Annotated in this window: 3 protein-coding genes; all 3 read right to left on the bottom strand. The window is 39.7% G+C overall.

The window, feature by feature from the left end; translation table 11 throughout:
- Positions 1-3,859: autotransporter outer membrane beta-barrel domain-containing protein (locus ACNKXS_RS00865; protein ID WP_470271277.1), on the bottom strand; the 3,859-nt coding region annotated here is incomplete at its 3' end.
- 266 nt (positions 3,860-4,125) lie between these two features.
- Positions 4,126-14,424 (bottom strand): Ig-like domain-containing protein, encoded by a 10,299-nt coding sequence (locus ACNKXS_RS00860; protein ID WP_417919229.1) that lies wholly within the window; start codon positions 14,422-14,424, stop codon positions 4,126-4,128.
- A 282-nt stretch (positions 14,425-14,706) separates the two neighbouring features.
- The gene (gene pruA, locus ACNKXS_RS00855; protein ID WP_417919228.1) at positions 14,707-16,350 is read right to left on the bottom strand and encodes an L-glutamate gamma-semialdehyde dehydrogenase; all 1,644 of its coding nucleotides are present in this window, start codon (positions 16,348-16,350) and stop codon (positions 14,707-14,709) included.
- Between the last annotated feature and the right edge of the window lie 22 nt (positions 16,351-16,372).

Here is a 16,372-nt window from a genome sequence, read left to right as displayed (position 1 = left end):
CACTAAAAGTTGCATTAGGGTCATTAACGTCTGAAAATTCTGGTGCTTGACAATCTGGTGAATTTCCACTCCATGACCAGGTACCAATCTCCTGAGTTCCAGGTGCGTCACATGTAAGGCAATTTTCTGGTTTTGTAGGGTATGCTTGTTTTTCGAAGTTTTGGTTAGCCGAAAGACTGTTGTCGTAAGCATTCAATTGAACATTATTTTGGCCACATTGCTCATCCGTATATATAATATCCTCTCCCGCGTAGGAATAGGTTACAGGAATGGATATTAAATCTGTTCCCTCTTCATCATATGTTCTACAACCATTAATTAATGCTGTAGCACCATATTCATGAACACCTGGCGATTGAGGTATAAAATTAATTGCTATACTGGTTTGGCCCTGCTCGATTGGTGACTCTTCCGGATTACCAATTCCAACAGTCCATTCCAGTTCAGTATCTACAGGGACTTCATTATTAACAAAAATATTATCCATCGCCCAAACACTTTTATCACTGGTGCCGGTAAAAGACCAGCGAATTCTTACTCGGCTTTCACCAATATAATCGTTTAGTGATATAGAGGTATTATCTGTGCTGAAATTATAATTTGTAGCATTGGAACCAGCTGTAGATTCGGCTGTTCCAGCAGTAAGCCATTTTAAAATACCAGATCCGGCAGCGTGCATCACTCTCAAGTTAGAATAGGTGTTCCCGCCGTCTGTAGAGATTTCAATGACAGCTACGTCGTTATTGGCGAAATAAAAAGCCTGATCAAAATCCAGGCTTGCTGCAGCAGCATTACTAAGATCGAGAATTGGAGTTTCCAGAGTTGTTGGTGTATCGCCTTTATATTTATTATCACGAAAATCACCTTGAGCGATTGCAAACTTTTTATCTTCGCCGTCAAACTCTATACCGCCAAACTCGTGATTATTAGTTCCTGACCAGTTTCTAGGTTTTTTCGAATTTCCGCCGGCAGTGAAACCACCTGGTGCTCCATCTGTTAACCATCCGTCAGGATCCTGTGTGTTTAGTTGTCCCTGATTAAAATCTCCTGGTGACTCAGCAGGAATTGCTGGCTGGGTTGCTAAATAATTACTTTCAGCAATTAGACTTACCGGATCTCCCAGGCAGTATTTTTGTGGATCATCAAGATTAGTTACCGTAGGTGCATCACCGGCAGGAAGAGCCCGTACGAAATAGCTGTTGGAATATTCAGAGCATGTCCCGTTTTTTACCAGGACCCTAAAATAAGTGGATTCAAATGCGCCCGCAGAAAAGTTTGCAGTATAATTTGTTGAAGTAGTATTGATAATTTCCCAATAACCTTCATTAACAGCAAATTTTTCCCATTGAATGATATTTCCAGTTTTACCACTTAAACTTAGATCTACAGAAATTTGAGTTCCACATGAGGAGATGTCGATCTGTTCAGGAAAGGTTGTGCCTTCAAAATTCCCTGATAAAGTACCACCATCAATGGCAGTTGGATTTAGCTGGATTTCCTGTTCTTGAATGAAGATATTTCCAGATTCATCTTCAAATTCCCAGAAAATAGTGTTGATGCCGTAAAATGAATAAGGGAACTCGAAGGCACTCCCAAGAGTCCCCATAATGGCCCCGTCACAAGCATCTGTCGCAATAGGAATATCCAATTCATTAATACTGGAGATCTGACATCCTATAATGGATTTCCTAGGTAAATTGGTAATGTTAGGCACAGGAGCTTCCGTATCAGCAATTACTATATTCTGTGGTACTGAAGTAGTGCTGTTTCCTGCGGAATCTGTAAATATCCAAAAAACAGTGGTTGATTCTTCAATAGTAAGAGCAACGCCAGTAGAGCCAACAACTTCCTCATCACAATTATCGGTAGTTGTGGGTGGAGTTAAGGTTATGGAACATTGTGCCGTTATGTCTTCAAGAACTGGAACCACAGGTTTTTCGTTATCCTGGACTGTTACAACCTGTACTTTTTCTATAGCGGCGTTACCATTTTCATCCGTTATATTCCAGAAAATATCGGTTGAACCTACAGGATAGGGATCTGTAAGAGCCAGCCCATCACTTCTAACACCAACTGGAGAACTCACCTCACAATTGTCTTCCGCCGTTGCTAAAACATTCACAGTAGCTGCACATGTATTGGGCTCATTAAAAACATCTTTGTCACCATTGTGATCAATTATCGGCAAGGTTTTATCCTCAACAATAACCTCTTGCGTTACAGGTTCTGCAACCTTTCCATTTTCATCGGTAACATTCCAGGTTATAGTTGTAATACCAATAGGGAAAGGATCGTCAAGGCTTTGGCCATCATCCCTGTTTCCAACAGGATTTGATACCTGGCAATTATCGGTCGCCCCTGGGTTTGGTATGGTTAATCTTACGAAACAATTATCTTCTGAACTATCGGAAGTAATAGCAGATACTGCATTTATAACAGGTACTATATTATCCTGAACGGTTACCGTGGCAGTGGTAGTGCTTACGTTGTCGTTTACATCAGTAGCTGTTAGAATAACCGTATTATCGCCCACGTTGGAGCAATTAAAATTAGTTTTGTCCACACTTAAGTTGGAAACTCCACAATTATCGCTTGAACCATTATCAACTTCAGCAGCGGTAATAGAAGCGTTTCCTGAAGCATCTAACTGAACAGTTATATTTTGAGCAATAGCAGTAGGAGCGATATTATCTTCAACAGTAATAGTGGCATTCGCGGTGCTGGAATTGTTATTTACATCGGTAACAGTTAACACCACACTGTTTGCCCCCACATTAGAACAATCAAAACTTGTGATATCCAGACTCAAATCCTTGATTCCGCAATTATCGCTTGAACCATTATCAACTTCAGCAGCGGTAATAGAAGCGTTTCCTGAAGCATCCAACTGAATTGTGAGATTCTGAGCAATTGCGTTGGGAGCGATATTATCCTCGACAGTAACGGTCGCAGTGGCCGTGCTGGAATTATTGTGATTATCGGTTACCGTCAATACCACGTTGCTAGATCCAACATCAGTACAGTCATAATTGGTTTTATCTAAACTTAAACTCTGGATCCCACAATTATCGCTTGAACCATTATCAATTTCAGCAGCGGTAATTGAAGCATTTCCCGAAGCATCCAACTGAATAGTTATATTTTGAGCAACTGCATTGGGAGCGATATTATCCTCGACGGTAACAGTAGCATTTTCACTGGCTGAATTTCCGCTTTCATCAATTACCGTAAGAGTGACTGTATTAGGACCAACGTCGTTACATGTAAATACAGTTGGGTCCAAAGTGTATGAGCTAATTTTCCCATTGTCTGTCGATCCATTATCTATTTCTAAAGGTTGTATTGTTACCTTTCCGTCATCGTCCAGTTCAACAGTAATATTCTTGGTAAGTACTGTTGGTGGCTCATTGTCCACAACTGTCACTGTAGCAGAAGTTGTACTAGTGTTCGAATTTGCATCAATAATACTGAGTTCTACAGTGTTATTACCTAAATCTGAATAATCAAAAGTTGATTTACTAACGTTGTATTGTTCAATAGTACAATTATCGGTGGAACCGTTGTCAAGGTCTGAAGGCAATAAACTTCCTATACCATTGGAGTCTAAATACAAGGTAAAGTCTTTTACACTAGCCTGAGGAGGTAGGTTGTCTTCCACTTCAACCGTGATATCAATGGTTGTAGATAAAAGAATACCTTGCAAAGTAGTGCTAACTGTATTGGTGCCAATATCTGAACAATCGAAGTTTGTCTGGCTGAAGACTATGGATTGGAGCGTCCCAAGACCTAATCCACTAGTGATAGAGTTCCCAATATCTGAACTAGAAATACTAACCTGACCGTTCGAATCTAACTCCAAACTTACAGTTTGAGCACTAGAATTTAGGCTACATAAAAGTAGCATTAAAACAAATGATATATAGAAAGCCTTGAAACCAATAAATTGGTGTTCAAAAAAAAACTGCTTCATAAGGTTGCCGATCTAGATTTTCATCGGTAAAAGTAATATAAATTCGATTAAAAGTGTTAAGTTTATGGTAAAAATTGAACGATAAAAGTCTTTAATTCAGTAATCTAAACAAATCACAGGTCTGTTAAATTCATCTTGTAAGAAACTACTTTCCATTATTTCACGATGATCTTCTTATTACAGATTGCATTCTCACAGAAAACCTTGACAATATAAATTCCAGATCTCACTGGCCTTAAGCCTAGATAAATCTCTTTTTCTGAAGGTAGACCATCGAATTCCTGAATCAGCTTACCACCCATATCATAAATTAAAACCTTTTCAACTTTCAGTAAATCCTCATTACTAATTTTGACATTTCTGCTGAAGGTACTGTAAGATATTCCTACTAACCCATCGATTACTGGTAATTCAGGTTCTTCCGGAATAACCACTGGATCAGGTTCCTGGGCGATTTCTTTAAAGAATACTATTTCGAAACGATCGCTAATTTCTCCTTCGGTGGTAGTGCCTTTGTATGAACCGGCAAGCAAGTCATGAATACTGTCATTTTGGTTGTCCTTCAGGTATAGTTCTTTATTTGCAGGCCAGTTTTCTGTACTATCTATTTTAATGGTAAATGATCCTTCCGAAGAAGTTTTTATAGCTAATGGTAATACTTGATCCTTTTCAAAATCAGGAACTCCCTGAATTACAAATCTGTTATCTGCAAACCACCAGTACATATCTTCCTTGTTATTTTCAATAAGCGGAGCATCATAACCAACATCAAAACCGTTCGTGGTATTTGCGTCTCTGGTAACCAGAATTTGCCTGTGATAACCTGCCGGAGATTCAAATTTGAGCCTGATCTTTGCTCGATCATCCTCTGAGCTTTTTCTCGTCCTGTTTATTGAAGATTTTGGATCGTTCTCCTGTTGTAGAAAAATAGATGGATCTACACTTTCTCTTCTATAAACTCTCTGGGTATTATTAAACCGAATCTGTCCACCAAATGTATTACCATTCACTGGAGCACTATTCAAAAAGAAACCTTGTGCTACTGGTATGTACTGCTTAGCTTCTTTAGTTCCATTTCCACCTACCTGGCTTATACGCCAGTCGTTTAAAATTGCAGGAGCAGAGCCTGCGAGGGTATAGGTTGCATACCCTCCAACATATTCTTCTAAAATATGGGTGCTTCCCGCAAAATGATCCCAATAGTAGAGCGTCCCATTAAAAACATTTTGGGAATTGTTTCCTGCTCCGGTTCCTACAACATTTAAGTTATCTCGTAAAAATTCGTTTGCATCTAAAGCGGAAGGGAATGGATTACCTACTAGAAAATTCTGCGTTGAATTCAGACTCAATTCGGTAGTAGGGATATCACCATTATTTGGTTTTCCGCGGAAAACATAATTCTGTGTCATTTGATTTGGTGCCACAGTACCATCAGTCCCTTTCATGGAATATCCAGCACCAGCAATTTGCATAAAATCATTCCCCATAAATAGCCAGTCGCCATAGATATCTGCATCACCACCTCTGAAATCCCAGATCCAGGCATCGGTGATTGTTATTGGAGAGGTTCTAGCTCCATCTGCATCAAAATATCCAGTTCTCCAGTTAATTCCAGTAGGATTTTCGGCATTTGTTCCATCCATAAGAACATCCAGCAGTCGGTAACCTGAATTGTTCGAAGAACCCTGGGTACTTACGGGACTTGTCCAGTAATTATAATTAAAACTACTCATTCTACCTTGTTGATCTATTTCAACAAATCCAGCGCTTTCGTTTGCCAGAATACTTCCGTGGTTTTGTAATAACTGAGATTCACCCTGCAGATCTATACTACCGTCCAGATATAAATAATGTGAAATTGTTATTGGATTACTGGCATTGATAGTTAATTCCTTTCCAGTGGTCTCAGAAAGCAGACCGAGCATCGTAATAGCTCTATTGGATTCAAAAATATGATTGATTCTTGCTATGTTCCAGTCAATTGGAGTGCTATTATAACCTAGGCTATTGGGTACGTCCCAAACTTCTGGTCTGGCCCAGGTATTGATGTCTGTCCAGGTAGATCCATCTGCATAGGAGAAATACGGGGTAGGCGATGTATTCTCCTGATCTGTTTCAATATTGACCATTCTACCAGGATTTGCTGCATTTGCATGGTTGGGTGTAAGTCCGTTCAATGGTTTGAGCGCATCCATGAAGTAACCTGGAAGTTTATTGTCCGGGTCGGGATTATCGGAATATAGTCTAAAGTATCCGGCAAGGTCAGCCGCAGTTTGATCATAGAAACTCACTCCATCCTCGTCTAAATTGAAACCATTAGCGGTATAGTAGCTGCCATCAACAGTTCTGTTTGGCACGACTTCCCCTTCAATAGGACTAACAACCTGATTTGAAGAATTAAGTTTAAGTCGCTGGTTCATCATAAACCTGATCTCTTTTTCTGAAGGAGCATTGTTCCAGATCCTGACTTCCTCTATCCATCCTGAGAAGTGATTGGTAGCAGTTTTTGAAGAGGCGCTATATCTTGCACCAATAGCGGCGGTATTAGTTCCAGACGAATTTACAGTAATGCTACCAACATCGATTCCATCAATAAATAATTTATTTCCAGTACTGGAAACAGCAATGTGGTACCACCTATTATTAGGCTCTACAAAATCAGGAAGATTCTCCATGGTAAGTTCAAATCCCGGAGTGCTAAAAATGGTTCCTTTTGAAGCATCAGTCATTCCGCCCTCCGGAAGTGGTCTATCGAATGGCATTATCCATGCTTCTAAAAAGAAACTGCCGGTATAATTATTTCCAAGATCCACATAATCATCATAACCGTCAAAATCAAGAGTTACACAATCTATAAGACTGATCGTTTCTGTGGTATCTATGGGTGGGCAGCCAGCATTTTCGATCAAGACTCCATTTTCATCTGTGGCTGTTGGAGTAAGAACCCATCGTATTTGATAATCACCTAAGTTTTCTGCAGTAAAAATAGCATTCGGGTCCTTTACAGGATCAAGATTGCTGCTGTTATCCTGGTTCTCGAAACTGAAGCCAGTTGTAACTTCAATGTTGTTTGTATCAAAAACTTTCCAGCTACCTACATAACCATCTAGCGTAGGGTACTCTGTAATTTGCATAGCCTGTTGGGTTGCGGTGACCGTAGCATTCAGTAAAATGGATAAACTACCACATGCTCCTACGGTTGTAGAAACTTCGGTTATGTATTCGTCAAAAGCCCAAACTCTAATGGTTTCAAAATTATCTACACTCTGGCATTGATCACCATTACTATCTAATATTATTCTTGTCTGCACTTCGAAATCATTCCATCCAATTTTTCTTGGAATGAAATTTACTGTGTACTCGTTAACTTCTCCAATTTCTTCTAATTCATTATCTGGATTATCTAAATCTTCATCATAATACCATTGCAATAAAATTTCTTGTGGTCCTTCTGGTACCTTGACATTGTCGACGGCCCAAACATCACCATCTCTAACTCCTTCATAATTAAATCGTACCCTTAGATTTGACTGACCCAGGTAGTCGCCAAGGTTAATTACCATCTTATTTTTGGGTCTGGATTGAGGAGTACCACCACCAAAATCGAGGTAATTACCACTACTTCCAACCTCTACACTTCCATCACTGGTAAGAGTATATAAAACCGTATTATAATCTGCACCGCCAGTTGTAGATATTTCTACGGTGATCTTAGCTCCTTCAGAAAGATTATAACCCTGATCCCATGTGAAGATAGCTTCATCCATTCCATTCAATGCAAAAACTGGAGTTTCCATTAGTGAAACATTATCACCGGTAACTAAGGCAAACTTTTCATTAACGTTCAGTATTGAAGTCCAACGAATAGTAGAAGGATTATTATAATTTGGAAGATTACCAGTAAAAACTTTGCCATCAGGACCACCACTCGCGTTCATTTTTAACCAGTGATCTGCTCTGCCGTTATTTGCAGCTGCAGAATAATCATTTGACCCACCACTTGGATTTGTAAATCTCCAGCCTTTGTTTTTAATTCCAGCTTCAGTGAATTGTCCTCCTTCAAATTTCTCACCAGTGCTGCTATATCCTGTTTGTGAACTTAAGCTTATCGTGTCTCCTATACATATTATATCTTTATCAACCTGTACAGGAGTAGGTTTAATATCAGCTATAATTACGCTAACAATAGCCGGTTCGGAATAAACTCCACTATCGCATGAATTGTTTGATAATAATGCTCGAAATACTGTAGATTCATCTCCCGGTGATACTGCTGACTCTATTTGATCTTCCGTTAGTGTTGCATTTGTACTATTTATAGAACTCCAGGAAGTTGAAGAGGATCCTCTATACTCCCAGCCAATGATCTCTCCCACATAACCAATAAGATTCAGAGTACTTGCATATCCTGAAACAGGGTTGGCGCATGTTAGAAAAAGTCGTTCATTATTCTTAGACCACAGAGCTTCACCACCATCTGGAAGTGCATCAATTCTTATTTCAAAATCATGTGATACTGCTTCGCAAGTCCCATTCGCAGGAATAGTATATGTGATGTTATGGGTGCCAGTGATACTTGATTGATTGTTCCATTCGATTTCTCCAGTTGCAGGATCTAAATAATTATTGCCTAGAGTTGTGCTGGAAAAAGTTCCTCCGGAAGCAATTCCAGGTGTAACCGTAGCTTCTAATTCAGATATACAATAGTCGGTTTCTGTATATGTAAAAGTCGGATCTTTCTTCTCATAGATAGTCAACTCAAATTCAAAGGAGACTTCTTCACATACGTCATCTGAATTGTCTACCGTATTAGTGATGATATATGATCCGGGATCACTTGTATCCAGATCTATTTCTCCGGAACTGGGATTAATAGAAAGTTGGTTACCTTCCTCTCCGGCGTTTGGAGCAAATGTGAATACCCCGAAAACACCATTAGTGATAGCTGCAGGAGAAGGATCAGTTTCATCTGAACAAAACTCAGCACTAGCATAGGTAAAGTCCGGTATAGGTTTATCATTAATAGTGATCGTAAAGGTTTCTGAAACCGGATCACAACCATCCTCATTATCTCCTGAATAATCAATAGTTCTGGTAATTGTGTATTCACCAGCCTCTGAATTGTATATATCTATGGCTCCTGTTGTACTTTCCAATTCTAGGTTTCCTGAACCAGTATATGAAAAACTATCTGCACTTTCTCCGCCGGCATTGATCGTAATTGCTGGAGCGGTTACAGAATCCTCTCTTGTGTTCCGGCAATATTCTTCAGCATCATAACTGAAAGAGGCATCCGGCAAATCGCCAATAATTACAGTGAAATCTGCTTCTACCACATCGCAAATACCAGATGAAGGAGTTGCGTAATTAATGAGATATTCACCAGGATCGCTTAATGAAGGTTTGATATTTCCTGCAGCATCAATGGAAAGTACATCTCCAGCATCAGTAGGTGTGACACTAAATGTTCCATTGAGATAAGCGTTTTCACCAGTAATGGTTGGAGCTTGAGTATCAGAAATGGAAACACAAAATTCTTCCGCAGCATATTCAAACAATGAAATTACTGGAAGCGGTTCGATATTTACGATGAGGTCATCTGTAATGGAAGAACAAACTCCATTACCATTAGCGGTTAATGTAAGCGTTACCGATCCTGTTTCACCAGTTGCTGGAGAGTAAGTGGTTTGTAACGCGGATTCATCGCTAAAAGTACCGCCGCCGGAAGAACTCCATTGCAGACTTGAAAAATTACTTGCAGTTGCATCTTCACCAATATTAAAACTATTACTACTAGTACATACCTCGAAGTTATCTCCGGCATTCACTGTTGGTGGTTCATTGACAGTAAGTGTAGCAGCTCCAGAAGTTATTGTTGAACAGGTATATCCATCTGGTCCTTCTATGAATACTGAATATTCTCCGGCGTCATCAAGGGATAAAGATGTTAGAGTTAGAGAGTCTCCAGTTTCACCTGTAAGGTTTACACCGTTAAACATCCATTGATAACTCACTGATCCTCCATTTGCTGTCGCTTCAATATCAAATGTAATATCATCACCAGAACAAGCGGACTCATCCTGCGGTTGAGTAGTAACGATTATATTTTCATCTACGCTTACCGTAACTTCTTCCGATCTCACCAACGAGCATGAATTAGCCGCCGAAACTTCTACATAATAAATTCCATTATCTGTCGAATTCACGGGGGATATCCCGAAAATGGCAGTATTGGCTCCGGTTATTGCTGTTCCAGGATATGTACCCTTAAACCACTGATAATCTAAATCAGCACCGGAGGCTGCTACCTCAAGTTCAATTTCAGCACCAGAGCACGCACCAATGTTGAAAGGCTGGGAGGTGATATTTATTTTATCATTTACAACAATATCAATACTTACAACCTGAGAAGGACAACCCTCTGAGGCTGGTATTGAGTAGGTAACTGAATAATTTCCTGTAACAATTCCATTAAGATCTATGGCTCCGGTAGATGTGTTTATACCTGAAATACCGTCAAACGTACCTCCGGTATAATTTCCAGTTCCCGTTAGAATAGGGGTAATAATCCCCTGGCTGGCATCATTACAAAATTCAGTTTGATCGTTGGCAAAACTAATATTAGCTGTAGGAGCTTCCGTAATTGTTACTTGTGTAATTTCAATAACTTGAGCGCAACCTCCAGATTCAGCTGTACTATAACTAATTTCATAAACTCCCGGATCACTTACTGAAGGATCAATTTCACCAGATTCAGTATTTATATCAAGATTATTGCCGCCTGAGATAACTGTAAATGAAAAGCTTCCTCCAGTATAATCTCCTGCCGTATTACTGAAACTAACACTTTTTACTTCTGAGTCTGAATTGCAAAATGGACCTGAATAGCTTATATCTGCATTCGGAATCTCGTTGACATCTAAAGTTATAGTTTCTGAGGTTGCTGAATTGCATAAATATTCATTACTCGCACTAATCTCAACATAATATTCATCCGCATTAGTTAGAGAAGCATTGTTAAGAACATACGTTTCTCCTGTAGCACCAGAAATTGGTCCATTTGAATTGTACCATTGATATTGAAGCGTTTCTGAACCCGCAGTAGCAGATACTTCGAAAGTAACTGATGCACCCTCACAAATTTCATTGTTTGGAGCGTCGGTCGAAATTTCAGTAATCTCAATGTTTTGATCTACAATTACTTCGATTTCTTCAGATTTTAGTTCGGTACATGGAGATATCCCCGTAATCATTACATAAAAAGTTCCTGAATCTGAAGCAGACGATGTACTAATATTAAAGTCAGAAGAAGTTGCACCGCTAATGGGTGAACCTGTACCGCTTCCTTTATACCATTGGTATCCAAGACCATCACCCGTTGCTACTATAGACAAGTTTATTGCATCCCCCTCACAAACTCTTGTATCTGTAGGTTGAGAAGGGATGTTGATCACATCATGAACTACGATTTCCGTAGTAATATCTTCATAACTACAAGACTGTGGATCGTTAACACTATAGGTGATTGTATAGGTGTCTGGACTAACCCCATTAGGTGAAAATGATCCATCAGTAGCATTAACATTTATGCCTGTTGCTGAAAATGTTCCTCCTTGAAATTGACCAACTGGGTTTGCAAATGATGGCAAATACGAAGCTGAATCTGAATTACAGAAAGGGCCGTCATTATACGTTAATGTTGCTGAAGGGATTGGGTTAACAGTTATGGTTGAAGTCGAAGCAATATTTTGTGAACAACCAGGACCATCAGTATACGCAATAGATTGAAGAGTATAGGTGGTTGTTTGAGTAAGGTTACCTGTAGGTATTGTCCCATTACCGGAAGCATCAAGAGCAACCGTAGCATTTCCGGAACCATTTGAATAGGTAATGGAAGTGTTAGGAGTTCCGCTAATATCCAATGAGGTACTGGTGTTATAACATATTTCTGAAGATGAAGAATTGAAACTCGCGGTAGGATCATCCCTAAAATAAATTACCATTTCGTCTTTTCCTGGTCCACATGGGTTGATGCCTTTTGGTACGGGGACTGTTAGCGTTATGGTAATTTGATTCTGAAGGATATCGTTAACACTTGGAGTATATGTCACAACATAATTATTGGGTATATTATTACTAGTTGGTACGCCTCCAAAGTTTCCGTTTCCGGTAGAAGAAAAAGTAGGAGTTAACTTTTTAGAATTTCCAAATTCGGCGTGGACATCGATAGTTATGGGATTTCGGTTTTTACAAACCGTTATATCTTCTCCCAAATCGGTCGTAATAAAGTCAGATACTGTAATATTATTATATGTGCTCTGATTACTTAAGCCACAAATATTTAGGGCTCTAACCGATACATTTTCATTCTGGTATGGAGCATTAGCAGTTATATTCACCGTAATTGAGCGTGAATTATTTCCTGAAGTTATTTCCCAGCCAGCCGGTAATGTCCACTCATATCCTGTAGCACCTGAAACTGCAGAAACACTGAAAGTCACTCCAGCCAAAGGAGGACAAATATTCTGGTTATTTCCTAAACTACTCGTAATAACTCCTGGTTGTGCAGGTACCCCGCTGGTGCTATTTACAGTAATGCTTTTTGCCGGACTATCACCACAATCGTTTCTGGCTATTACAGAAATTGTTCCGCTGTTAGAACTGCTGCTTACTGTGATAGTACGTGTAGTACTTCCGGAAGTGATATTCCATCCTGGTGGAAGTGACCATGAATAAGAGGTAGCATTTGCAACGGCAGGAATGGAATAACTTATTCCTGTTGAGGTACTGCAAACATTTGTAGGTCCGGTTATATCACCCTGTAAAACGGGAGCTGGTTGGCTTATACCAATAGCCAGACTCGCAGCTGTACTTGTACCACAATCATTCTTTGCTTTTACAGTTATATTACCTGATCCTGAATTACCAGCCGTAATATTTAATGTAGGATTCGTTGTAACCGTACTGGTGGTTGAAAAGCTGCCAGGAATGGTCCAGATATATTCTGTAGCGCCTTCAACTGCGGCTACGGTATAAGATTCTGAAGTAGTTGGACAAACCGCAGTTGCTCCAGAGATTATTCCTGGAGTATTAGGTGTTCCGTCTTTTATTGAAATACTTAGAGTTCTGGATTCACTTACATCACAATCATTTTCAGCGGTTACAACAATATCACCCGCATTAGTATTGCTTGTCACCGTAATGGTACGTGTAGAGCTTGATCCGGTCCAGCCATTTGGAAGGGTCCAGTTGTAGGATAGAGCTCCCTGAACTGCTGCAATCGAATAGGTTTGTGTGGTTCCCGGGCATATATTGGTATCCCCGGTTATAGCTCCTGGAGTAGCCGGTTTCCCCGCTTTTACAGTAACGGATAATGTTCTTGAAGCACTCGTGCCGCAACTATTCCTGGCTTTAACCGAAATATTACTACTACCAGAAGTACTGGTAGTAACAGTTATATCTGGATCATTTGTTATTTGTTCAGTACCATTCGGCAAAGTCCAAACGTATCCTGTTGCATTTAAAACTGCAGCGATACTATAATCTACTGATATTCCCGGGCAGACCGAAATGGGACCAGTAATAGTTCCCGGGGTTGTCGGAGTATTTGGTAAAACACTAACACTCAGATCTCTCATTGGACTGGTACCACAGGAATTTTTCGCTTGTACGCTTATATTTCCACCTGCTGAACCTGAAGTAACGTCTATTGTGTTTGTTGTACTACTACCTGACCATCCAGAAGGTAGTGTCCATACATATTCTGAAGCGTCAGTTACATTCGTAATACTGTATGTCTGCGTAGTTCCAGGGCATACAGTATTATTTCCTGAAATGTTTGCAGGTTGGGAGGGTGCTCCCGGTTTTTCCTGTATAATAATCGTATTACTACTAAAGTCTGGAGTACAGGGAATACCAGACTGAATACTTAATTGAATTTCATCATTATTCTGCAGTGCGCTACTGGAAAAAGAAGTACTATTATTTCCTACAGTATTTCCATTAATTCTCCAGGTGTAAACCGCACCACTTCCAGCATTGGATACTGACGCAATACTGAAGCTAATATTTTCACCAGGACAAATTGAGTTACTGCTGGCCTGAATCTGAACAGTTCCGGTTCTATTAGGGTTTACAGTAATGGTAAAAATATCACTGAAAGTTTCACAAGTTGAATCGGTTGAAGAGCTAACCTTTACTCTAATTTTATCTTGATTAGTCAGACTATTTGATGAATAGGTCGAAGAACTGCCTACTACTGTACCATTCAGAGTCCATTCATATACGGGTGAGGTTCCACCGGTTGGGTTTGCAGTAAAAGTGACATCAGTTCCCTGGCAAATACTTGCTCCTTGATTAGATGTGATACCTACAGACGTAGGACATTGCCCCCAACTTAAAATTGGGAGAACGAATAATACAAAAAACAGATTCCAATGTAATTTTTTAACCATATGTCTGGCGGTTTAATTACAATAATAAATAGCACGTAGGGTAGCAGTAGTAGGCTTTTTCGCAAGTTTCCATGCGTGTAACTTGCTGGGGAACAAGTTTTTGGGGAAAGTAAATTTAAGTTAAAATTTTGAATTGTAGCATGTTACGCTAAAAAAACAAAAAATTATGATCGTAGAATATAGGTGGTATCTCGATTTTAATAGGTGATCTACCTTAAAGTCTGTAAACAAAAAAAAACCGCCGGATAGGCGGTTTTTAAATCAATGTCTTTGAGGAAAGAATTACTCTCCTAAAAACGGGTATCTGTAATCTGTAGCAGGGACGAAAGTCTCTTTGATCAATCTTACAGAAATCCATCTCATAAGATTCATTTTTGATCCTGCTTTATCATTTGTACCACTGGATCTTGCTCCACCAAATGGCTGCTGTCCTACAACTGCACCGGTTGGTTTATCATTAATATAGAAGTTTCCAGCTGCATTCTGCAATAGTTCTGTAGCCTGAGCAGCTGCATAACGATCACCAGAGATAATAGCTCCGGTTAGTGCATATATGCTCGTATTATCTACAGTCTGGCAGATATCTGCCCACTTGGATTCATCAAAATTATTATCATCGTATACATATACTGTTACTACCGGACCAAAAAGTTCAGTTTCCATAGTAGTGTAGTGAGGATCTGATGTAAGAATTACGGTAGGTTCTATAAAGTAACCTTTAGATTTATCATAGTTTCCTCCAACTACGATCTCTGCATTTTTATCGCTCTTTGCTTTTTCAATATAGCTTGCAAGCTTATCGAAAGAACCTTCGTGAATTACAGCATTGATAAAGTTTGACATATCTTCTGGAGATCCCATCTTGAATGATTGTACATCCTCGATCACGAAATCTTTAATTTCCGGCCAAAGGCTTTTAGGAATATAAACACGGGATGCCGCGCTACATTTCTGACCCTGGTATTCAAAGGCTCCTCTGGAAATTGCGGTTGCTACATGTTTAGCCTTTGCAGTAGGGTGCGCCAGGATAAAATCTTTTCCTCCTGTTTCTCCAACAATTCTTGGATAAGTTTTATAATTCTGAATATTGTTTCCAATTTTCCCCCAAATACCTTTAAATACACTGGTACTTCCGGTAAAATGAATTCCTGCAAAATCTGGGCTGGCCAGTACAGTGTCGGTTACCATCTCTGGATCACCGTTTACCATGTTGATCACACCTGCTGGTAGACCGGCCTCTTTAAATACTTCCATAAGTACCTGAGCTGATAACATCTGGCTATCACTTGGTTTCCAAACGGCAACATTCCCCATAAGGGCAGCACTTGAAGGAAGATTTCCTGCAATTGCAGTAAAGTTGAACGGAGTTATAGCGTAAACGAAACCTTCTAATGGTCTGTATTCTACGCGGTTCCAGACTCCATCGGAAGAAATTGGTTGCTCATCATACAGTTCTGCCATGTATTCTACATTAAAACGTAGGAAATCACAGATCTCTGCAGCAGCATCAATTTCAGCCTGATAAATATTCTTAGACTGCCCGATCATTGTGGCAGCATTCATCTTTTGTCTATAAGGTCCGGAAATTAGATCGGCAGCTTTTAAAAAGATAGCAGCTCTTTGTTCCCATTCCAGTTTTGACCATTTCTTTCTCGCCTCCAGAGCTTCAGAAATAGCTCTTTCCACATGCTTTTTCTCAGCAGTATGATAAGTTCCTGCAACATGAGCGTGATCATGTGGAGGATTGATGGTTCTGGTATTCCCTGTTTTTACTTCTTCAGCTCCAATATATAGAGGAACTTCAGTATTCGCATTCCAAAGGTCTTTATAAGTAAGTAATACTTCTTCTCTTTCTGGGCTTCCCGGAGCGTAACTTTTTACTTCTTCGTTAACCGCTACTGGTACGTGAAAAAATCCTTTTCCCATAAATATAAATTTTGTTTTTTCG

It is taken from the genome of Christiangramia marina, from assembly GCF_048285865.1.
GTDB classification, from domain to species: Bacteria; Bacteroidota; Bacteroidia; order Flavobacteriales; family Flavobacteriaceae; genus Christiangramia; species Christiangramia marina.
The sequence above is the reverse complement of the archived record's forward strand: the minus strand, read 5'-3'. Positions and strand labels throughout refer to the sequence as shown.

Coding starts and splice junctions, on each gene's coding strand:
- pruA (WP_417919228.1), bottom strand. CDS start 16,350: ATGGGAAAAGGATTTTTTCACGTACCAGTAGCGGTTAACGAAGAAGTA.
- ACNKXS_RS00860 (WP_417919229.1), bottom strand. CDS start 14,424: ATGGTTAAAAAATTACATTGGAATCTGTTTTTTGTATTATTCGTTCTC.